This window comes from Paenibacillus marchantiae (assembly GCF_028771845.1).
Taxonomy (GTDB): domain Bacteria; phylum Bacillota; class Bacilli; order Paenibacillales; family Paenibacillaceae; genus Paenibacillus; species Paenibacillus marchantiae.
On sequence record NZ_CP118270.1, the window covers coordinates 3177916 to 3200109 of the forward strand.

Sequence of the window (22194 nt, forward strand, 5' to 3'; positions counted from 1 at the left end):
ATGTCAGACTAATTTTATAATAAAAGGATGGGATTAAGATGGCTACAAAAAACAAAACAGATCAAGCAAAATCGGTGGAACAAGTACTTAATCGTCAGGTGGCAAACCTGAACGTCCTGTATGTTAAAATCCATAACTATCACTGGTATGTAAAAGGACCTAACTTTTTCACACTGCACGTAAAATTCGAAGAATTCTACAATGAAGTGACTGTACAAATGGATGAAATTGCTGAACGTATTCTTACCCTCAAAGGTAGCCCAGCTGCTACGATGAAAGAATATCTGGAGATTTCCTCTATTCAGGAAGCAGCTGGTGGCGAAGATGCCAACACAATGGTACAGAATCTGATCGAAGATTTTGCTACATTGTCGAACGAGTACCAGGAAGGTATTGAAGTGGCAGACGCTGCGGAAGACCAACCAACATCTGATATGCTGACAGGCTTCAAAGCTGATCTGGAGAAACATATGTGGATGCTGCGCTCTTTCTTGGGCTAATTCCATCCGCATTTATCGAGTTTGTTGGCTTATAAACCATACAGTTACTCCCACCTACTTTCACGTTGTCAGGATGACGCCTAGCGTCTATACTGCTGACAAGACTGACTTCGGGAGGAGAACTTTATGATAGGCACAACGATACCAGCGTTAAAAGAATGGGCCTCCGCAATCAAAGCGCTGGAAACGGGTCGCCAAGTTATGGTGATGCGCAAAGGCGGGATTGTGGAGGAAACCCGACGTTTTGAGTTGAAAAGTCCAGCGTTCTATCTGTATCCGACTTATGAACATCAGCGTAAAGAACTGATAAAGTCCTCTGATCATTTCTATGTTGAGGAATCATTGGCCGAATGGGTGCCTGAAGCTTCGACGATCCATCTCACAGCATATGCTGAAGTGACACAGGATTTGGAGATCAGAGATCAGGAGATGCTGGATCGACTTCTTGACTTTCATATGTGGACTGCGGATTTTGCCGAAGATCGCCTAAAGTGGAAACGCAAAGATCCACTCCACGTATTGATACTCCGAGTGTACCGTTTGAAGGAACCGATGGAGATTCCCGTATTACCTGAATACAACGGATGCCGTTCATGGATTTCCATTCCGAATGGTCCGGTGCCGCGCGAAATGACGCCGGTGGTGGACGTTGCGGATTTTGACGAACAGGTACAGAAGATTAACGAGACGCTCAAAATGTAATGTTATTTATCGGAAGGACTTGTCCATGATATGGATAGGTCCTTTTTCAATTGAGAGGATCAGATTTGATAAAAGATTGAATCCCTGTGATTTTTCTCACTGTCTATTTATGACGTAGAAGTTTTGTCATTTGATTCAATCTGGCTTTTATTATAGAATCAGATAGAATAATGTTTCCTGTAAGGGACAAGAGTTCTTAGGAAATGACTTGATAATCATTGAGAATCAGTTTAGAATTATTCTAAAGTGATTCTTGCTTTGGAGATTGGAGTACAGGAGAAATTCAGGGGAAGCCCTGTTCAGATATTAATAGGTGCTTTTTCGTTTTCGACAGTAAACATCAATTTAATCAATGGAGGGAAACAATACACATGGCTACGAATTTCGTCATTGAAGGTTTGAAAGCGACGATCGAAGGTAAGGAAATCCTGAAAGGCATCAACCTGGAAATGAAAGGTGGAGAAATCCACGCAATCATGGGTCCGAACGGAACAGGTAAATCAACACTGGCTTCTGCACTTATGGGGCACCCTAAATATGAAGTAACAGAAGGTACGATTACACTTGATGGTGAAGATGTACTGGATATGGCTGTAGACGAGCGCGCTCGTGCAGGTCTGTTCCTGGCTATGCAATACCCGAGTGAAATTGCTGGCGTAACGAATTCTGACTTCCTGCGTAGCGCAATCAACGCACGTCGTGGTGAAGGTAACGAGATCTCCCTGATCAAGTTCATTCGCCAAATGGAAGGTAAAATGAAAGAACTCGACATGAACCCTGAGTTTGCTCACCGTTACCTGAATGAAGGTTTCTCTGGTGGTGAGAAAAAACGGAACGAGATTCTGCAAATGATGTTGCTTGATCCAAAAATTGTAGTACTCGATGAAATCGACTCCGGTCTGGATATCGATGCTCTGAAAATCGTAGCAAACGGTGTAAACGCAATGAAGAGCGAAGATCGCGGCTTCCTGATCATCACTCACTACCAACGCCTGTTGAACTACATTACTCCTGACTACGTACACGTAATGATGCAAGGTCGTATCGTGAAGTCTGGCGGACCTGAACTGGCTCACCGTCTGGAAGCTGAAGGATATGACTGGGTTAAGGAAGAGCTGGGAATCACAGACGAAACTGTAGGTCAAGCGTAAAGACAAAACGGAGGAGGATAATCAATGACTACACAAACAATTCTTCCGGTTGAATCTGAAGCGCTTCGCGCCTTGTCGGAAAGCAACAATGAACCCGGCTGGTTGACCGAGCAGCGTCTCGAAGCCCTTAAGCTAGCAAGTGGGCTTGCGCTTCCTAAACTGGAAAAACAAAAAATCGAACGCTGGAATGTCAGCGAGTACGGCACGTATAAAGCTAGTGAAGCGATTGCTTCCCTTGAGGAAGTACCAGCTTCCATTAAAGATCTGGTTAAGGACCAAGCGGAAGGCAGTCTGGTTATCCAGCGTAATTCCAGTACGGTATATTCCAAGTTGTCTGCTGATCTTGCAGCAAAAGGAGTTATCTTCACGGATCTTGCTACAGCGGTTCGCGAACACAGCGATCTGGTAAAACCATATCTGAATACGGCTGTGAAAGCAGATGAGCATTCCCTTGCTGCACTGCATGCAGCACTTTGGAACGGTGGGGTATTCCTCTATGTTCCGAAAAACGTAGAGATTGAAGTTCCGCTGCAAGCGGTACTGCTTACAGATGATGCTACTGCAACATTTGCACCGCATGTGCTTGTAGTTGCTGAGTCCAACAGCTCCGTTACTTATGTGGATAACTATGTATCTGGCGAACTGTCTTCACCTGTATTCCATAACGGTGTTGTGGAAGTATTCGTGAAAGCTGGTGCCAAAGTCCGTTTCGCATCAGTTCACCAACTGAGCACAAGTGTTACTGACGTATCTTTCCGCCGTGCAGTGGTGGAGAACGACGCTTCGATTGAGTGGATCGTTGGTGAGATGAACAACGGTGATACTGCAAGCAACACGATGACGGTTCTTAAAGGGAACGGCTCAAGCTCCGATTCCAAAGTTATCGCAGTAGGTTCCGGTTCCCAAAAACTGAACTACACAACAGAAGCTCGTCACTTTGGCAAAAACACGCCAAGTCAGATGATTACACGTGCAGTTATGCGTGAAGAGGCTTCTGCAATCATTAACGGAATCACGAAGATTGAGAAAGGTGCTACCAAAGCGGACGGACAGCAAACAGAGAAAGTACTGATGCTGAGCCCGAAAGCACGTGGAGACGCCAACCCAATCCTTCTCATTGATGAGGATGATGTAACAGCTGGTCACGCGGCTTCTGTAGGTCAAGTCAATGTGGAGCAAATTCATTACTTGATGTCGCGCGGGATTAACCGTACGGATGCGGAACGCCTGATCATTTACGGCTTCCTGGCTCCGGTGGTGGCGGATATTCCTTTGGAAGCACTGCGTACCCAATTGCAGTCTCTCATCGAACGGAAACTGGGACAATGAACCCGGCTATCCGCGAGCAGTTCCCGATCCTCCACCAGGAAATCAACGGACACCCGCTCGTATACCTAGATAACGCAGCGACTTCCCAGAAGCCGCTGGCTGTAATCGAAGCGATTAAACATTATTATGAATTTGAGAACTCCAATGTGCATCGTGGTGTTCATACGCTTGGAAGCCGTGCAACGGATGCTTATGAAGGCGCACGTGAGAAGGTTGCCAAGTTTATCAACGCACGGCGCACACAGGAGATTATTTTCACCCGTGGGACAACGACCGCTCTGAATTTGGTGGCTTCGTCCTACGGACGCTCAGTCTGCAAAGAAGGCGATGAGATTGTTATTACGCAGATGGAACACCATAGCAATCTGATTCCATGGCAGCAAGTAGCCAAGGAAACGGGAGCGACATTGAAATACATTCCGCTACAGCCGGATGGCAACATTGATTTGGCTGATGTGGAGAAGACGATTACGAACAATACCAAAATTGTAGCAATCGCGTATGTATCCAATGTTATGGGTGTTGTTCATCCGGTAAAACAAATTGCTGAAATTGCACACCGCAATGGTGCTGTCATCGTTGTGGATGGCGCACAGAGCACACCGCACATGAAGGTGGATGTGCAGGATCTGGACTGTGATTTCTACGCATTATCCGGCCATAAAATGTGCGGACCAACCGGGATCGGTGCACTTTACGGCAAAAAGGCGCTGCTGGAGTCCATGGAGCCGGTTGAGTTCGGCGGTGAAATGATTGATGATGTGGGTCTCTATGAATCCAATTGGAAAGAGCTTCCTTGGAAATTCGAAGGTGGAACACCGATTATCGCAGGTGCGGTTGGATTGGGCGCTGCTATCGATTTCCTGGAGCAGATTGGCATGGATGAGATTGCTCATCATGAAAGTGTGCTGGCAGCTTATGCAACGGAACGTATGGCCGAGATTGACGGACTGACCATTTATGGGCCAGCTAAGCGTCATGTCGGAGTGGTTACATTTAACCTCGGTGATGTACATCCGCATGATGTGGCAACTGTGCTTGATGCGAGTGGCGTAGCCATTCGTGCTGGACACCACTGTTGCCAACCGCTGATGCGCTGGCTTGAAGTCAGTTCAACAGCTCGTGCCAGTTTCTATCTATACAATAACGAACAAGATGTGGACCGGCTTGTCAGCGCCTTAATCCAGACAAAGGAGTATTTTGGCGATGCAACTTGATGATCTGTACCGGCGTGTCATAATGGACCACTACAAAAACCCGCGGAACCGCGGAACGTTTGATAATGAAGCTGTCACGGTGAATTTGAACAATCCAACGTGTGGCGACCGGATTTCACTGCAACTTTTGCTGAAAGACGGAATCGTTCAGGAAGCCAAGTATACGGGGGAAGGTTGTTCCATCAGCATGTCCTCGGCATCGATGATGACCGAGGCAGTCAAAGGCAAAACGATGGATCAGGCACTCGACATGGCTAACCGTTTCTCCTCACTGATGAAAGGGGAAGAAGTCGATTTCGACGATTATGAAGATCTCGAAGCCCTATCCGGTGTGAACAAGTTCCCTGCACGCATCAAATGTGCCACATTGGCCTGGAATGCTTTACGCAAAGGAATTGACGAAGAGGACAATGTACAATAACGATAGGGAGGTAGAGCAAGATGGCTAAAAAAGCACCAGAAATGGAAGAGTATAAATATGGTTTTCGTGATGAACACAAATCCATCTTTCAAACCGGTAAAGGTCTGACTGCAGAAGTCGTTACGGAGATTTCCAAAATCAAGAACGAACCGGAATGGATGTTGGAATTCCGTTTGAAATCCCTGAAACAATTTGAAAAAATGCCGATGCCTAAATGGGGCGGAGATCTTGACGGATTGGATTTCAACGAAATTCAGTATTATGTCCGTGCTTCTGACAAGCAAGGAAAAACATGGGAAGAGGTTCCTTCCGAAATCAAGGAAACTTTTGATAAACTGGGTATCCCTGAAGCGGAGCAAAAGTTCCTCGCAGGTGTATCGGCTCAGTATGAGTCCGAGGTTGTATACCACAACATGCAAAAAGAATTGGAAGACCAGGGCGTAATCTTCATGGATACGGATACTGCACTTAGAGAGCATCCGGAAATCCTGCGTGAATATTTCGCAACCGTTATTCCACCAGCAGATAACAAATTCGCTGCATTGAACAGTGCCGTCTGGTCCGGAGGAAGCTTCATCTACGTGCCTAAAGGCGTAAAATGTGAAGTGCCTCTGCAAGCCTATTTCCGGATTAACTCCGAAAATATGGGACAATTCGAGCGTACACTCATCATTGCGGACGAAGACAGCTTCGTTCACTATGTAGAGGGCTGTACAGCTCCAATCTACAGCACGAACTCACTGCACAGTGCGGTTGTTGAGATCATCTGTAAGAAGAATGCTCGTGTTCGTTATACAACGATTCAAAACTGGGCACCAAACATCTACAACCTGGTTACGAAACGTGCGGTTGCTGAAGAAAATGCAACGATGGAATGGGTCGATGGCAACATCGGTTCCAAACTGACGATGAAATATCCAGCAGTTGTACTGAAAGGCCGCGGAGCTAAAGGTTCGGTTCTGTCCATCGCTGTAGCTGGTAAAAATCAGCATCAGGATGCAGGCGCGAAAATGATTCACTTGGCTCCAGATACAACATCAACGATTGTATCCAAGTCGATCAGTAAACATGGTGGTAAAGTAACCTACCGTGGTCTGGCTTCCTTTGGTCGCCAAGCGGAGGGCGCAAAATCCAATATCAAATGTGATACGCTCATTCTGGATAATGAGTCCACATCCGATACGATTCCTTACAATGAAATCATGAATGATAACATCATGCTTGAGCATGAAGCTACGGTATCCAAAGTGTCCGAGGATCAACTCTTCTACCTGATGAGCCGTGGTTTGACCGATGCAGAAGCAACACAGATGATCATCATGGGCTTTATTGAACCGTTCACGAAGGAACTGCCGATGGAATATGCGGTAGAGATGAACAGATTGATCAAGTTTGAAATGGAAGGGTCAATTGGTTAATCCAACTGCCCTAACCCGTTTCGAAACGTCGATTCTGATTGTGGCAAAGTTGTGCTGAATCAGTTTCACGTGAACTAAATAGCATTTCAAGAAAGATCGAGGGAGTTTATCCCTCGATCTTTTTTTATTGCAGTAGAAACGAACTGGGATGCTCTATCCTGGGTTTATTTGTAATAAAATAAGATCAATAGCACAAGCCATTTACTAGATTTAAGCATCTAATGATAGAAAAGGATGTGAATACATGAGCATAAATCCGTTTAAGGGATATCGGATTACGAGTTCATTTGGCTATCGAATTCATCCTATTTCTGGCGGTCAGACATTTCATCGTGGAATCGATCTCGTCACAGAGCCATGGAATGGGCCCATACATGCATTTATGGACGGGACTGTACGTTTTGCTGCGGAAGGTGCTACAGGCTCAGGATTCGGCGGTTACGGGCTTACGGTTGCAGTACAGGATCATAGGGGCTACTTGCATTGTTATGCTCACCTTTCTAGAATTGCAGTGAAAGTTGGACAGCAAGTGAAACAAGGACAGCTTCTTGGCAACCAGGGGAGCACGGGTGAAAGCACGGGTCCGCATATGCATTATGAGGTACGCAAAACGAGCTCCCCTTCGTATGGATACACGGCTAGTGAAAATGGTGTTGTTGATCCAGGGATATATTTGCAATCTGAATATAGTTCGACGGTTGAAGGACAGGAGGGGACCCCAATGACGACGGAGGAAAGGGCACGATTAACAGCGATGGAGAAGATGCTGGAATCCCAGTCAGCCTGGATTCAGCAGCAGAAGAGCATTTCCAGTATGGCTTGTCCGTCTTGGGCTGAGGAAGCTCATCATTACTACCAACCATATATAATGAACGAAACAGGCAGTTATGACTTTTGGAGATTACTTGTCATCATGTATCGTAAGGAGAAGGGAATCAAGGTCTCTTCCAGTTCCTCAAGTTAACGAACAGATCAGGAGTATACGTGAAGATTGATTTAGGCAAAAGCAGGCAGACAACCATTTATTGAATGTTTCCAGTTCGCCCGGTTCATCCCAACGCAAACGTCATATGTTAGGGTATACCTGATGAAGAGGAGGCAATCACATGAGCGAAGTAGGATATGGCTGTGGGGGCAACGTAGGCGGCGTAGGCGGATACAATATGTTCACAAACACGGGTGCGATCTTGGTACTGTTCATCCTGTTGGTTATCATCACTAAAGCATTCTTTATTTAATATGATATGAACAAATCGGTATACAAAAAGGGAAGCCTTAACGGCTCCCCTTTTTTGCGTCAAATAATATAAGCGTGTAAGAAATTCTCTTGAGCTTGGGTTACTCTAACTGCTGCTGCGCATACCTAAATGCTAATGGTTACTGGATATAAATTTCAACGATAGCTACATCTCTTTCCTTCGCTAAATCAATGAAGGCTGTAGAGGTCTGAACGAGTGGGCGGAAGTAATCCGCAGGGTTATTCAAGACAATCAGACCGGTTTCGCCGGTCGTGAGCAGAACCCTTTTGCCAATAAAATTGGGTAGCATGTGTTTGATGAGTTCCTGCGTAACTTCAGCATTCAACTGGCCGAAGCTGAGGCTGTACAGTTCGCATAGCACGGAGATTAATTCCTGCTTGGTCTGATACACCCGATTAGTCGTCATCGCGCTGTACACATCGGCTACAGCCGTTATACGGGCAAATGGATGAATCTCGTCACCTTTCAGTCCGTAAGGGTAGCCACTTCCATCCTCGCGCTCATGATGCTGGAGGGCAACGGTTGCAAGGATCTCGTCCTGAGTGGACTCTTTGACAATCTCATAACCATATAACGTATGTTTCTTCATTTCTTCGAATTCTTCCGGCGTTAACTTGCCCGGCTTATGTAAAATTTCAGAAGGAATCTTGGACTTGCCAATATCGTGAAGATATCCTGCTTTGGCCACGGTTAGACACTCCTCAGGATTGTAGCCCATCCAGCCGGCGATATAAAAAGCGAGCATTCCGACTTGTAAGGAATGGTTGTAGGTATAGTCGTTATCCCCGTCAAGCATCAGCAGCAAGGAGACAACGTCCTTTTGTTTTTCAAGCTGTCCCGTTAGGGTTATCAGTATTTCATCGACCTGAGTCTCATCAATAAAACCCTTCTCCATCGCTTGTCCAAACAGAGATTCTGTACCTTTGATCGTATCGTTAAACAGGTTAGTTAACAGACGGGTTTGATCGGAAGGTAAGGTTTGTGCATCAGAGTGGAGGTCAGATGTTGTATGCTCTACATCTGCGTAATCGATTCCGTGCTGCAGCAGCTTGGCAATATCATCGTCGCTGAGTGTGGAACCTTTCATCAGCATGTGGAGACCCGAACTGTTGTACACATCATTTTTTAACAGGTCGCCAGTTTTAAGATCAGTAACATGCACTCTCACGTATAAACCACCTTTTCCTCGACTAATATCGACATATATGATTATAATAACAAGAAAAAAATGGGTTGACAACGACTTATTTACTAATTTCATCACCCGTCGAACAGGTCGAATGACTAGTTATTTAATTGTCTGTAGGGTTCCAGGGTCCTAGTTGATGACCTTTCCACTCGGAACCATCTTCCCATATTTCTTTTTTCCAGATGGGTACATTCTGTTTGAGTCTTTCAATCGCGTAACGGCTTGCGTCATAACAGTCACTGCGATGAGGGGAGGAAACGGCAATAACGACGCTGATCTCTGCTACGTCTACCTTCCCAATCCGATGGCTAATCGCACATTTTACGCCTGGCCAGCGTTCATTGATTTCACTACCGATAGCTGCCATCTGAGAAAGTGCCATAGGTACATAGGCCTCATATTCAAGATGAACCGTTCGTTGTTGTCCGGTCATTTCACGGGTGGTGCCAACAAAGGTAAGGGCAGCTCCATGGTTTGCCGTAATGACGAGCTCCGTTGTAGCTTCGACGGACAGCGGGGACTGGGTGATCAGGAATAATCCGTCATCCGTACGATGCTCAGGATGGGTAGAACGATGTCCGTCACCATTCAAATGGGAACCATCTCCTCCCGATACAGGGGGAATTAAGGCGAGTTCATCCTGGGCCTTGATTATAATATCGGCAGAAGCATACTGCTGATTTACTGCTAGAAAAGAAACACGTATTTGAGCAGCCGCTTCAGGGTAAGCAAGGCCCAGTTTTTCTTTTAATTGCATAGGAGTTGGATCCGTTCCGGGATAATCATATTCAAGCAGGGATGTGCCCAGACGTTCAGCGATTCCTGCAAATAGTTGAATTGTTAATTTCATGGAAATTACTCACCTCTTTTTAATCTCTAAACCCTATAAATATATCATAACGACGCGGAAAATGTTATGCTTATCCATTAGAGGAATGTACGTTATCGACGATATGAGGGAGGCGGTGTGATGAGCACCAAGAAGGCGCAAACATTAACGATTCTACACACCAATGACATTCATAGTCATTTTGGCTCCATGAGCTCCATCGCCGCCATGATCGGATACGAGAAGGAACAGGCTGGAGAATTTCTGGTAGTGGATATCGGAGATCATATGGACCGGATGGCAGTTGAGACGGAGGGTACCCTGGGGGCAGCCAACGTGGATGTCATTAACCTGACTGGTTATGATGCGGTAACGATCGGGAACAACGAAGGACTAACATTTACATCAGAGCAACTGGCGCAGTCTTACTCTGGACTTCTGTGTCCTGTTGTATGTGGAAATGTTGTGGACCAGGCTACAGGCCTGCCACCAGTCTGGATGAAATCCTCTCTCATTTTGGAGAAGGGGCCTTTTCGCATCGGTTTGCTTGGTGCTACAGCACCCTTTACCGCTTTTTATGAATTGTTGGGTTGGGATGTATTGGACCCGGTAGAGACGCTGCGTGAGCAAGTTGAAGCTTTGCGTCCTCAGGTGGATGTAGTCGTTATTTTGTCTCATCTGGGGCTTTCCACAGATCGCAGATTGGCCGAACAGATCCAGGGCATCGATGTCATTCTGGGCGGACATACACATCATGTACTGGAAGCACCATTAATCATTGGTCAGACGGTGCTTGGAGCGGCAGGGAAGTTTGGCCAGTGGCTCGGTAAGGTGGTACTGGAGCGGGAATATGAAGCGAATGAACTTACACTGGTGAGCAGCGGCTGTGTTCCGGTCCAGAACATGTTGCTCGAAGAAAGCGTATCGCTGGCTATAGATACACACCGGACGGAAGCTGAGCGTGCGCTGGGCCAAACAGCCGTTATTACGGACAGGACGCTGACCATTGATTACGATCATGAGTCACCGTTTGCGTCATTGCTTGCCCAGGCAGTTCGGCAGTTCACTGGAGCGCAGTTGTCTCTTGTTAACGCCGGGCAGCTCCTTGGAAATCTTCCGCAGGGGAGTATCACGAAGGGAATGTTACATTCCCTATGTCCATCTCCCATTAATGCCTGTACAATATGCTTGAATGGAATTCAGATTCGGGAGGCTCTGGAGCAGTCCCTGTTGTCAGAGTTTTCACGTAAACCGATTATCGGGTTTGGATTTCGTGGGGATATTTTAGGAACATTGTGCATGGATGGTATGGATGTGGAGTATGACCCCCATTCGCCTCCATATGAGAAAATCCGTGCCATATATATTGAGGGCGAGCCGGTTCATGATGAACATGAATATGTGGTAGGAACACTCGACATGTTTACCTTTAACGTGGGATATCCGTCCCTTGCTCTTGGAACGGATATATCGTATCGACTTCCTGAATTCATACGTGACCTGCTCGAAACGGAATTAAAAAGGCCTGGGGCGCTGGATGACAGCCTGCGATCCCGTTGGCATAAAATCTAACAAGTACTTGCCTTCTGCTGAAGCGGCGGCTAGTGGAAATTACATCTACGGAGCGGGAGAGGATAGGCTGTGCGTTTAGTACATATAAACCTATTGCAGCCTGGCATGAAGCTGGGGAAACGAATTTATAGTGAAGAGGGTTTGGTTCTGCTCAGTGAGGGAGTGGAGCTGACCAGTCGGTTGATTGGACGTCTGAAGGACCTGGGGATTGGATATGTGTATATTTCGGATGCAGCAACAGAGGATATCATCATTCCGGATATGCTGCAGGAAGAGACCAGGCGCAGAGCGTTAGTTGAGATCAAACAGCAGTTTCAGAGTATGTCGGGTCTCAAAACCAAAAGCCGAATCCCACACTTCGGAAAAGCACTTAGCGGGTTAATGAATACGATTCTGGAGGACATCGGCAGTCAGAAGGAAGCAATGATTATGCTGATGGATATGAACGCCAGTGATTTTAACCTGTATAATCATTCTCTTAATGTATGTGTGTATACGCTGGTTCTTGGTGTGGCATCGGGTTATACCCGCCAGCAATTAATGGAGATTGGTCTGGGTGCCTTGTTACATGATATTGGAAAAACACAGATTGCTCCAGAAATTCTGCACAAGCCTGCCAAATTGAGCGATGAGGAATTCAAAATCATACAGCAGCATACTACATATGGACATCGTATTCTCAAAGACGAACCGGGTATACCGCTCCTTGCTGCCCATTGCGCATTACAACACCATGAACGGATTGATGGCAGCGGCTATCCTTTTGGTTTGAAAGACAAAGAGATTCATGAGTACGCCAAATGGCTAGCTCTTGCCGATTCGTATGATGCGATGACAACCAATCGGGTATATAAACAAGCTTTGCTGCCACATCAAGCTGTGGAAGTATTGTACACGGGTTCAGGAACTTTATATGAACAGCGAATGCTGGAGAAGTTCCGTGACTGCGTAGCCATTTATCCCTTAGGTATCTCCGTCACGCTGAGTACAGGGGAGGTCGGGGTTGTTGCAGACATCCATACGCGCATTCCGCAACGACCACGTATTCGTGTTCTCAAGGATGCAGACGGACAGACATTAAGTGCACCCTACGAGATCGATTTGTCTACAGCGTTGTCTGTTATGATTACAGGTGTTGAGGGTGTGGAAGACGCTACGCCAGCTTCAGCGCGTGGCGAATTATTTTGATATCCTGACGTCAAATGGAGAATGGGTCAACGCTCATTTCGTAATATCCGGGCCAGCAAGGCCTTGATATTACGCGGGCGTTTTTTGTCATGTAATGGACAGAGCATGCTCATGCCAGAGCACAGGAAATTGTGCTATGATTAAAGATAACTCCAAAAGTTGCAGACGGGGTATGTTGTAAATAAAACTTTTTAGGTTAATAAAAGGAATAAGGTGAAGAACAATGACCATGCTAAACTCAGGATCGGTAGAACCGATGCCTTTATCGCCGACTAATGATCCTTGGGATCCGATCGGCTCTTTGCGTACATATGGACGCCATGTGCTGACCAGTGTAGAAATGACCGTGACTCATCTGTGCAATATGCGCTGCGAGCATTGTGCGGTAGGAGATATGTTAACGATGCGCGAAGCACCTGCGCTTCCGCTGCCTTTGATGCTTAAAAGGCTGGATGAGGTTGAGCACCTTCAGACGATCAGTCTGACGGGTGGTGAGCCGAGCTTCAGCCAGAAGACCGTGGATGAGATGATCATTCCGCTCCTCAAATATGCCAAGGAACGGGGCATTCGTACCCAGATTAACTCCAATCTGACGCTGGATTACCGTCGGTACGAGCAGCTTCTGCCTTATCTGGACGTTATGCATATCTCATTCAATTATCTGAATGCCGATGACTTTCACCAAGTTGGGTTTGCCAACAGTGGTAGACCTGTAAAACGGGAAGTCGCGGTGAAGATGTATGAGAAAATGATTGAAAATTCCCAAAAACTCAGTGAAGCGGGCATGTTTATCTCTGCGGAGTCCATGATTAACTTCCGTACTCATGACAAGCTTGAGGGCATTCATCAATTGATCCGTGAGATGGGCTGTGTCCGTCATGAAGTGCATCCGATGTATAATTCGAATTTTGCTTCTTCGCTGCCGGTGCTTTCCCTTGATCATATGAGAGCAGCAATTCATCGTTTGTTAGATGTGCGTGACAAGGATATGTGGATGCTGTTTGGTACACTTCCGTTCTTCGCATGCAGTGCAGCAGAGCAGGATCGCGAACTGATCAACCGCCTGTATAGCGAGCCTAAAGTGACGGTTCGTAATGATCCCGATGGTCGTAACCGCGTTAACGTGAACATGTTCACTGGGAACGTGTATGTTACCGATTTTGCCGACATCCCGGCGTTTGGCAACATTCGTGACCGGAAGCTGGATGACGTATTCCATGAGTGGTCGGCGGAACATCCTTTGAATCAGACAGTGAACTGTCATTGTGATGCTGCTTCTTGCTGCGGTCCGAATCTGCTGGTGGCAGATATGTATTATAAAGGTGTGGATTTCAAATCGAGAAAAGCAATTACACGTTGATATTCCAGGTGTATTCCTGAAATAGAGAGAAAAGGGGAGTTTCGACTTGGGTATTCATACCGAATTTCATCTTGGGCAGTTGGTTTTTAATCTGGTCTGTGTGTTTCTGCTCGTATTTTTGAATGGTGTATTTGTCGCAGCGGAATTTTCTCTGGTCAAAGTTAGACAAACACGCCTCACTCAATTACAGAGTGAAGGGAATAAGTTGGCTGGTTATGCACTGAAGGTGAATGGTAAATTGGATGCCTATCTATCGGCAACCCAGTTCGGAATCACGCTGACATCGCTGGGGCTTGGTTGGCTAGGTGAACCGGCTATTTCCGAATTGCTGGTCGAACCTCTGATGTTCAAGCTTGGTGTAGCGGACACAGGACTTATATCCACGGTATCGGTCATCATTGGTTTCTGTATCATTACGTTCTTGCACATTGTACTGGGTGAGCTTGCGCCCAAATCTCTGGCGATTCAAAAAACAGACGGTGTGGCTTTGTTGCTCTCGGCGCCGTTGCTGTTATTTTATAAAATTTTCTTCCCATTCATCTGGGTACTGAACGTATCAGCCAATGCACTGCTGCGTTTGGCGGGCATCGAACCCGCCAGCGAAGGGGAGGCCCATTCGGAAGATGAGCTTCGCATCTTGATGAAGCAAAGTGCGAAGAGTGGTGTTATCGACAAGGATGAAATCAAACTGATGGATAACATCTTTGATTTCTCCGATATGCTGGCACGCGAAATTATGCTGCCACGTACGGATATGGACTGTCTGTACACTCATATGTCGCTGGAAGAAAACCTGAAAATCATTAATGCAACGAAGCATTCCCGTTACCCTGTAGCTGTTGAGGATAAGGATGAGATTATCGGATTTATCCACATTACCGATCTGCTTCTCGCTGAACCAGCCCAGCAGCATGATCTGGCTGCGCTTGTTCGACCAATTCTGAATGTTCCTGAATCGATGGAGATCAGTCATGTACTTCGTTTGATGCAGAAAAAGCACTCCCAGATGACGCTGGTGGTCGACGAATATGGCGGTACAGCCGGCTTGCTGACTGCTGAAGAGATTTTGGAAGAGATCGTTGGTGATCTATATGATGAGTTCGAAGACGAACGTCCGCATATGGAGCGCAGTGGAGAAGCCTTTTCCATCGATGGTCGTTCCCTGATTGAAGAGGTCCATGAATGGACAGGAGCTGTCATTGAGGATGAGGAAGTCGATACGATTGGCGGCTGGCTATTCAAGGAATTGGAAGGCAGCGCGGTCAAAGGTAAAACACGGGAGCAAAACGGTTATGTCTTTGAAGTGGAAGAATCCACCCGTCTCCGAATTACCCGTGTGAAGGTATATAAGCGACCCGATCCTGAAGAAGATAAGGTGGAAATAGAAAAGGAACCAGGTTCGATGCAGGATGATGATCGTGAACGTAACAGGGACTGAGTATTGATGAAATAATCATTGATGCTTATGCCGCCATATCAAATGAAGTGACCTTTGGACACTGCCCAGCGGGGGAAGTTGTTCGAAGGTCTTTTTTTGCGTTCCGCTAAATATGGGATTAACTTGGGGGACAGCGACATATGGTTATAGAGACGGGAAATGAAAGCTTGTAATGTAGGGATGTCGAATGTACCAAATCAGTGATGAAGGAGGCGTTGTTCTGTGTCAGATCCGCAGCTTCGTGCTTACGCCCCTTTTGTGGGGCCGTTTGATCCATGTCCACCGAAGACGATTCGGACGTACCTGGTTCCTCCGCAATTGTTTATCCCATTTCAGCCGATGGGCTGGCCGCAGTACAGTCCCGCAGAAGCTTTAAGAATTGGAACGTTGTGGCCTGCTTTATACAGTCCTTATACACCTGCGAGCTCGAAGGGAAGGAAGGTGGAAGCAGATGGAACCTGAAGCACCCAAAGCCTGTGATGCAAAATACTATGAGCTGCTGGAGGAACTTCAGGCCCTGGATTTTGTATTGGTTGAGCTGAATCTGTATCTGGATACCCACCCGGGCGACTATCAAAGCATCGAGCAATACAACAAATTCAGCCAGGAGCGGATGAGAGTGGCACATGAGTTTCAGCAATTGTACGGACCGCTGATGAACTTTGGGCATGCTTTCTCCAAATATCCGTGGGAATGGTCCCAGACACCATGGCCTTGGCAAGTGTGAGATAACATCCTCGGGTTTCCTTGCAGTCGTTCCAGGCCGGGAACTCGAGGGATCGTAACAGGTAGAATTTGATTTAAAAGAGGAGGCGTCTGCATGTGGGTGTATGAGAAAAAATTGCAATATCCCGTTCGGGTTAGCAAATGTGATCCTCATATGGCGAAATTGCTGGCTGAACAGTATGGAGGCGCAGACGGAGAACTGGCGGCTGCCCTGCGGTATCTGAACCAGCGGTATACAATTCCGGACAAGATTATCGGGCTGTTGAATGATATAGGCACGGAGGAATTTGCTCATCTTGAGATGATTGCAACAATGATCTACAAGCTGACAAAGGATGCGACTGTGGAGCAACTGGAAGCAGCGGGGCTTGGGCCGAACTATGCACAGCGTGATTCTGCTTTGTTCTATACGAATTCTTCCGGTGTACCATTTACAGCAGCCTATATTGCTTCGAAAGGGGATCCAATCGCAGATTTGTACGAGGATATTGCAGCGGAAGAGAAGGCTCGGGCTACATATCAGTGGTTGATCGATCTGACGGATGACGTGGATCTACAGGACAGTCTCAAGTTTCTGAGAGAACGGGAGATTGTGCATTCCTTGCGTTTTCGTGAGGCCGTAGAGATTCTGAAGGATGATCGGGAGACAAAGAAGATTTTCTGATGAGGACAACATATCAATTCTCATTGCCGTTCTCTGCAAAGGGAGCGGTTTTTGCGATGAAAGGAACGTTTAGAGCATGCTCCTCGTTGGTTTTGAAGTAATGGGAATGGAATGTTATCCAATGTAAGTTATCATTCAAATATAAAATAATAAAAAAGCAGGACCATCCTTTTTTTTTTGTTAAAAAAGGATGGTCCTGCTTTTTGGAATTCCGTGTCAAGCTCTCAGTATTCAACGACCATGGCAACATTTTGCCACCCAGCACCAACGGTCCAGAACAGCACTTTATCACCACGCTGAATTTGGCCGGATGTAATGGCTCGATGTAATGCAATAAACGGACTGCTGGTTGAGGTGTACCCGAACTCGTCTCCGATGTAGACGGCGATATCTTCGCCAATGCCAATGTTTTCGGATACAGCACGTATATTGCCAATGGATAATTGGGAGAAACAAGCGGCTTTGATCTCATCTGCTCCGATTTCGTTACGACTCAGCAAAGTTCGAATCGATTCAGAGGCTGCACCTACACAGATGGAATCATCAAACGGTATGAATTTGACATGGAAGGCTCCTGCGTCAACACCGGTTTGGCCCAGTTTTGCAAGACCTTGTGCCGGGAAAAGAGAATTGCCGTACACACAGGTATCGGTCTGATAGATCGAGTCAATAAACCCGACAGCCTGCTCATTCCGCTCAACAATGACAGCTGCTGCTGCGTCCCCAAAATTCGCGAAGTATACAGGATCATCCGGACTGGCGTGAGGAGCCACGTAATCCGAGCCAATAATCAAAGCACGACGAATTCTGGGATTGCTCATCATCTGACGGCTAACTTGTTCAAAGGCTGCGGTCATGCCCGCACAGTTGGCATTGCTATCAATGCAGATCGTATGGGATGCCCCGTTAATCAGGCGATGAATCATTAAGGAATTCGTAGGAAAGATGTATTCCGGCGTTTGACTTGCATAAGCAATCAGATCGATATCGGCACCGGTGAGTCCGGTCTTTTCGAGCAAATTACTGGCGGCCTCAAAGGCCATGCTTAGTGAGTTCTCATCATCGTTGTCAATTTTGTAACGTGTATCACGCCCAAGTGCCTTTAACAATCCCCGAATATCTACACCTCTTGCATCAAAATGTTCAATATAAAAGTCATTGCCCACCTTGTTCGTTGGATGATAGATATCGATATCTACAATACGAATTCCAGCCATCTTCATTCTCCTTCTGAGCGGATGGGTGAACCCTCAGCTTGTCCGCCTGGTTTATTAGGTCGTAACCGTGGAGATGATCTCAAGATTTTCCAGTCCGACAGACCGTCCAAGACGGGACAGCTGCATTTTCAGAATGGCATTATTCTCAAGCGTCAACACCACTTTTTTATATTCATCTTTTTTGAACATCTGCAGGCAGCCCTCGAGAAGAGGCACAATTTCCGGAGCGGTAACATTCAACTTTTTGCAATCAATATTCAGCTCATACTCCTTGGTGTTAATCGGAGCGATCGTGTCCTGATATGCCGAGATGGAACGTAAACCGTCTTCTTGAGAGAAAGAGCCCTCCAGTTCAATGTTCAACACCTTGTTCGGAACGTCAGTATTCAGTATAAAACTTCCCATGATTGTTATCTCTCCTTTAAATGAGTTAAGGCTATCCCGCTCACCAAGACATAGGCCTTGAGGCCCTCGCTGAATGCTTCTGAGATGTAGGCGGATTCGAAGGATAATTTAACCATATTATAAAGGTAGAGATGTAATAAGATCAATAAAAAAGTCGAATCGTGTATAAAAATGTAGAAGAGTGAATTATTGGATTTCATCCAGTGTAGCGAGCAATATATTAAAAGCACTGATGATCCGCGGTGCTCCAACACAAGGTGCCAGATGCAGCAAAATTCCTTTGAGCTGATCTACAGTTACACCGACACTTAGCGCCATCGTATAATGAACCCCCAACTGCTCATACTGCCCTTGTGAGATCAGTGAGGAGATAATCGCAACTTCCTTCCATTGATCGGTAATGGTGGTACGTTGAAAAATATCACCGTAAGCCGTTCCCATAATAAATTCGGCGAGCTCAGGGAACTGATCCTTAATGGGTGCCAATGCTTTTGCACCATATTCACCCGAAAGCTTTGCAAAACGCTCCAATCCTTGAGTCACTTGTTCACTCATGCCTATGTTCCTCCTAATTCAAAGTCACGGTACGGTGAGCCGTGGGTGGAATCTCGTCGCGATCGGTAAGAAGCTCAATTACAGTAACTTGGTTCAGCTGCTGCGCGGTCTGTAGAGCAGATGTGAATTCGGCCCGTGTTTCCGCCCGGAAAGCAACAGCGCCGAGAGACTCCGCAAACTTTGCCGCATCCACGGGAACCTCGTACAAGGTGCCATCGATTCGGCCTGTTGTTTTTTCCATGCCTTTCAGTGCCATATCCAGCTGTTTATTGTTCACGACGATGAAGATGACATGCAGATTGTTGCATACAGCAGTGTTAATCTCGGTTCCAAGCATCATGAAGCATCCGTCACCTGTAATGCATACGATGGTTTCTTCCGGTGCGGCAGTCTTGGCCCCAATAGCCATGCCGATGGCATTACCCATGCAGGCAAAGTAGGCGTCAAACACAAAGCTGCCGGGTTTCTTGACTTTATATCGTTGAACGGCATGAAAACCATGACTACCATCATCTACAAACAGCTTATGATCATATGGAAGCAGTTCACTCATTTCTTCCAGCACGGATGCCAGGGACAGGTTCGGCAGATCCGGGAGAGGTACGGTGTAATCTACAGTTGTCGTTTCTTTTGGAACAATAGGTTGTTCTGTCAGTGTACCGAGCAAAAACTGCAGGTTGTCCTTCAAGTCTCCGGTGATATGTAAGGTTTGAGCGTTAAGTATTTTACCAACGAATGTAGGATCAGCGTCGAATTGAATCAGATGTGCAGGATGGTTCTCAGGCTTCAAATTACAGATCGTCATATCACTTAGACGTGAACCGAGTACGATATAGAGATCACTTTGATTCAGTAGTTCATCTGCATGAGGGAAGCCACCAACACCGCAGGGCCCACGATATAGGGGATGATCCCAAGCAATGGCACCTTTTCCGCCAGGAGAAGTAATGACAGGAATATTGAAATGTTCGGCAAAATGGAGCAATTCATCATGGGCTCTGGCGCGGCTGACGCCTTTGCCTGCAATAATTAAAGGATGACTGGACTGTTGAAGTAAGGGGAGGATACGATTCAAGTTGGATACGCTAATCAGGGGTTCTGGCTCCGGGATGAAAACCCGAAAGTCAGCAAGCTGTTCGGTTTGTACATCAAAAGGAAGACAGAGATGGACGGGCCCTTTGTTGGGACCGAGTGCAATGGAAAGGGCGTGATTCAATATGGTGCTGAAATGATCACCACGCTCCACCAGTTTGCTGAATAGCGTGGCAGGACGGAACATCTCCGCCAGATCAGCCAAGTAGGAAGAAGAGTCCTGACATTGCGGAAGCCCCAATTCCTGAATGGATTGATGACCCGTAATAAACAGGACGGGCAAATTATTGGCCTTGGCATGGGCTGCAGCGGTGAGCAAGTTGGTTCCGCCCGGACCAGAAGTGGCGAAGGCCACACCCAGTTTCCCTGTTTGGAGGGCATAACCCGATGCGGCAAAGCCTGAACTGGATTCATGGCGACCTGGAATGAATTCCAAACCGTAATCGACCATTTTCAGGACAGCAGGACAGATGGATTTTCCGATAATACCAAAGACATGAGTAACGCCTAAATTACGCAGAGCTTCTGCCAAATAGTCCGCAACTGTTCTCATGCGGGACACCTCGCTTCATAAAATAGGTTTTTGGACCCACAGGTCAAGTTCCATTTTTGGAGTGTATGTCGTTGTCTAAGGTTGTAAAAGGAAATAAATCCTTGTTAATAGGAAGAGTAGCTTTTTTTGTGGTTTTTTGTCAACCGCTTTTATGAGTATAAGTTCCTGATTCTTAGGTTGGAAACGCTTAATGTCTTGTCCCATATGAGAAAATAAATTAGTTATATATTCCTGCAACGAATTACCTATAAACAAGATTTATAGAATTAAATGTAAAATAATATATAATATGATGTATTTTTTTGTGTAGATCAAATTAGAAGCGTATGCTTTCCATTTCGTATCCGTGCAAGGATTGGCAATATTATGCTTTCTGTTATACTGAAATTCGATGGGAGTGAGTTGAATGACAACGATAAAAATGGCCGTAATTGGTCTGGGCAAAATGGGAATACATATGATACATCAGGCAACAGAGGCAGAACTATCCGAAAAAGTAGAGATTGTAGCAGTGTGCGATTCCAGTGAGGAAAATTTGACATCGTTTGCTTCCTCGCATCCGGAGACGAAGACGTATATGGATTTCAAGCAATTGCTCGACACACATCCGGTTGATCTGCTGTACATAGCAGTTCCACCTAAATATCATTATCCAGTCGTTATGGAGGCATTAAAGCGCAAGATTCATGTATTCTGTGAGAAGCCACTGGCCAATAGCGTGGAGGAAGCTAGAGCAATGCTCGAGGCAGCCGAGAAGGCTGGTGTAGTACATGCAATTCATTTCTCCATGCCGCATGAACCATCAGTAGTGAAATTGCAAGAGCTGATTCGTCAGGAAACGATTGGTGAGATTCGCAAAATCGATCTGATTCTGCAATTCCCTCAGTGGCCACGAGCGTGGCAGCAAAATGCCTGGATTACCAGCCGCGAGCAGGGCGGATTCATTCTTGAAGTGGGAATCCACTGGATTCATATGATCCAAAATGTGTTTGGTGCTATCCGTGTGATTAACAGTGAGGTTCAATTTCCTCAAAATACAGGTGAATGTGAACATGAAGTTCAGGCCGCGATGGAGCTAGAGGATGGAACCCGAATTCAATTAAATGGGATTGCTCATTTTGCAGGTGAAGAGCGTGTATCCATGGTGGTTTACGGTACAGAAGGAACGATTGCCTTGGAAAACTGGGACCAACTATGGAGTGGGCGCATCGGAGAGCCGCTTGTTCCCGTCGAAGTGGATGAATCCTTAAGCCAGCTGCCTGTACTTAAACACGTCATTGCCCGTATTCAAGGCCAACCTGCCAAAATATACGATTTCAACGATGGCTATCATGCACAGCTTGTCCTTGAAGCGCTGCGTAATCCGGATCAATCCTGATCGAAAAAGGTACTGAGCTAGAAAAGGATTC

At 46.4% G+C, this 22194-nt stretch carries 23 protein-coding genes; 17 read left to right on the forward strand and 6 right to left on the reverse strand.

Going from position 1 to position 22194, the window contains the following annotated elements:
* Positions 1–38 precede the first annotated feature (38 nt).
* The 9 genes from PTQ21_RS14670 (at position 39) to PTQ21_RS14710 (ending at position 7976) form a co-directional block, all read left to right on the forward strand.
* Positions 39–500 (forward strand): Dps family protein, encoded by a 462-nt coding sequence (locus tag PTQ21_RS14670; RefSeq protein WP_063564284.1) that lies wholly within the window; start codon positions 39–41, stop codon positions 498–500.
* 126 nt (positions 501–626) lie between these two features.
* On the forward strand, positions 627–1202 hold the full coding sequence (locus PTQ21_RS14675; RefSeq protein WP_090808713.1) for a DUF1802 family protein: 576 nt from the start codon (positions 627–629) through the stop codon (positions 1200–1202).
* Between the two features lie 371 nt (positions 1203–1573).
* On the forward strand, positions 1574–2353 hold the full coding sequence (gene sufC, locus PTQ21_RS14680; protein WP_063564286.1) for a Fe-S cluster assembly ATPase SufC: 780 nt from the start codon (positions 1574–1576) through the stop codon (positions 2351–2353).
* 24 nt (positions 2354–2377) lie between these two features.
* Positions 2378–3682: a Fe-S cluster assembly protein SufD gene (gene sufD / locus PTQ21_RS14685; RefSeq protein ID WP_063564287.1), complete on the forward strand. Its 1305-nt coding sequence runs from the start codon at positions 2378–2380 to the stop codon at positions 3680–3682.
* The gene (locus tag PTQ21_RS14690) at positions 3679–4899 is read left to right on the forward strand and encodes a cysteine desulfurase (protein WP_063564288.1); all 1221 of its coding nucleotides are present in this window, start codon (positions 3679–3681) and stop codon (positions 4897–4899) included. The genes sufD and PTQ21_RS14690 overlap by 4 nt, the downstream gene beginning before the upstream one ends.
* On the forward strand, positions 4889–5320 hold the full coding sequence (gene sufU / locus PTQ21_RS14695) for a Fe-S cluster assembly sulfur transfer protein SufU (RefSeq protein ID WP_063564289.1): 432 nt from the start codon (positions 4889–4891) through the stop codon (positions 5318–5320). The genes PTQ21_RS14690 and sufU overlap by 11 nt, the downstream gene beginning before the upstream one ends.
* Positions 5321–5340: 20 nt before the next feature.
* Positions 5341–6738 carry a Fe-S cluster assembly protein SufB gene (gene sufB, locus PTQ21_RS14700; protein WP_024629097.1) on the forward strand — a complete coding sequence of 466 codons (1398 nt, stop codon included), beginning with the start codon at positions 5341–5343 and terminating at the stop codon, positions 6736–6738.
* Positions 6739–6982: 244 nt separating this feature from the next.
* Positions 6983–7702, forward strand: coding sequence for a M23 family metallopeptidase (locus PTQ21_RS14705; protein ID WP_274570341.1), 720 nt, complete (start codon positions 6983–6985; stop codon positions 7700–7702).
* Between the two features lie 142 nt (positions 7703–7844).
* Complete coding sequence (locus PTQ21_RS14710) at positions 7845–7976, forward strand: YjcZ family sporulation protein (RefSeq protein ID WP_211754048.1); 132 nt, start codon at positions 7845–7847, stop codon at positions 7974–7976.
* Positions 7977–8115: 139 nt separating this feature from the next.
* On the opposite strand, the gene PTQ21_RS14715 is transcribed toward PTQ21_RS14710, so the two are convergent.
* A complete protein-coding gene (locus PTQ21_RS14715) occupies positions 8116–9165 on the reverse strand; it encodes an HD-GYP domain-containing protein (RefSeq protein WP_063564291.1) in 1050 nt (349 codons plus the stop codon).
* A gap of 124 nt (positions 9166–9289) precedes the next feature.
* On the reverse strand, positions 9290–10036 hold the full coding sequence (locus PTQ21_RS14720; protein ID WP_063564292.1) for a molybdenum cofactor biosynthesis protein: 747 nt from the start codon (positions 10034–10036) through the stop codon (positions 9290–9292).
* A 120-nt stretch (positions 10037–10156) separates the two neighbouring features.
* Between PTQ21_RS14720 and PTQ21_RS14725 the strand changes: the two genes are divergently transcribed.
* The 7 genes from PTQ21_RS14725 to PTQ21_RS14755 all read left to right on the forward strand — a co-directional run bounded on the left by PTQ21_RS14725 (position 10157) and on the right by PTQ21_RS14755 (position 16963).
* Positions 10157–11587, forward strand: a complete 1431-nt coding sequence (locus PTQ21_RS14725; protein WP_274570342.1) for a bifunctional metallophosphatase/5'-nucleotidase — start codon at positions 10157–10159, stop codon at positions 11585–11587.
* Positions 11588–11656: 69 nt separating this feature from the next.
* Complete coding sequence (locus tag PTQ21_RS14730) at positions 11657–12775, forward strand: HD-GYP domain-containing protein (protein ID WP_274570343.1); 1119 nt, start codon at positions 11657–11659, stop codon at positions 12773–12775.
* 223 nt (positions 12776–12998) lie between these two features.
* Positions 12999–14135, forward strand: a complete 1137-nt coding sequence (yfkAB, locus tag PTQ21_RS14735; RefSeq protein WP_090808721.1) for a radical SAM/CxCxxxxC motif protein YfkAB — start codon at positions 12999–13001, stop codon at positions 14133–14135.
* Positions 14136–14187: 52 nt separating this feature from the next.
* Positions 14188–15573 carry a hemolysin family protein gene (locus tag PTQ21_RS14740; protein ID WP_372829737.1) on the forward strand — a complete coding sequence of 462 codons (1386 nt, stop codon included), beginning with the start codon at positions 14188–14190 and terminating at the stop codon, positions 15571–15573.
* 222 nt (positions 15574–15795) lie between these two features.
* The gene (locus PTQ21_RS14745; RefSeq protein WP_063564296.1) at positions 15796–16035 is read left to right on the forward strand and encodes a spore coat associated protein CotJA; all 240 of its coding nucleotides are present in this window, start codon (positions 15796–15798) and stop codon (positions 16033–16035) included.
* Positions 16025–16300: a spore coat protein CotJB gene (locus PTQ21_RS14750; protein WP_063564297.1), complete on the forward strand. Its 276-nt coding sequence runs from the start codon at positions 16025–16027 to the stop codon at positions 16298–16300. Before PTQ21_RS14745 ends, PTQ21_RS14750 begins: the two co-directional genes overlap by 11 nt.
* 93 nt (positions 16301–16393) lie before the next feature.
* On the forward strand, positions 16394–16963 hold the full coding sequence (locus PTQ21_RS14755; protein ID WP_063564298.1) for a manganese catalase family protein: 570 nt from the start codon (positions 16394–16396) through the stop codon (positions 16961–16963).
* A 224-nt stretch (positions 16964–17187) separates the two neighbouring features.
* Here PTQ21_RS14755 and PTQ21_RS14760 read toward each other — a convergent pair whose 3' ends face one another.
* The 4 genes from PTQ21_RS14760 to PTQ21_RS14775 form a co-directional block, all read right to left on the reverse strand.
* Positions 17188–18180 (reverse strand): 3-oxoacyl-[acyl-carrier-protein] synthase III C-terminal domain-containing protein, encoded by a 993-nt coding sequence (locus PTQ21_RS14760; protein ID WP_063564299.1) that lies wholly within the window; start codon positions 18178–18180, stop codon positions 17188–17190.
* 54 nt (positions 18181–18234) lie between these two features.
* Positions 18235–18585, reverse strand: coding sequence for a hypothetical protein (locus PTQ21_RS14765; RefSeq protein WP_063564300.1), 351 nt, complete (start codon positions 18583–18585; stop codon positions 18235–18237).
* Positions 18586–18771: 186 nt separating this feature from the next.
* Positions 18772–19140 carry a carboxymuconolactone decarboxylase family protein gene (locus PTQ21_RS14770; RefSeq protein ID WP_024629113.1) on the reverse strand — a complete coding sequence of 123 codons (369 nt, stop codon included), beginning with the start codon at positions 19138–19140 and terminating at the stop codon, positions 18772–18774.
* 13 nt (positions 19141–19153) lie between these two features.
* Positions 19154–20785, reverse strand: coding sequence for a thiamine pyrophosphate-binding protein (locus PTQ21_RS14775; RefSeq protein WP_274570345.1), 1632 nt, complete (start codon positions 20783–20785; stop codon positions 19154–19156).
* Positions 20786–21191: 406 nt separating this feature from the next.
* On the opposite strand from PTQ21_RS14775, the gene PTQ21_RS14780 reads away from it, so the two are divergent.
* Positions 21192–22163, forward strand: a complete 972-nt coding sequence (locus tag PTQ21_RS14780) for a Gfo/Idh/MocA family protein (protein ID WP_072733986.1) — start codon at positions 21192–21194, stop codon at positions 22161–22163.
* Positions 22164–22194 lie beyond the last annotated feature (31 nt).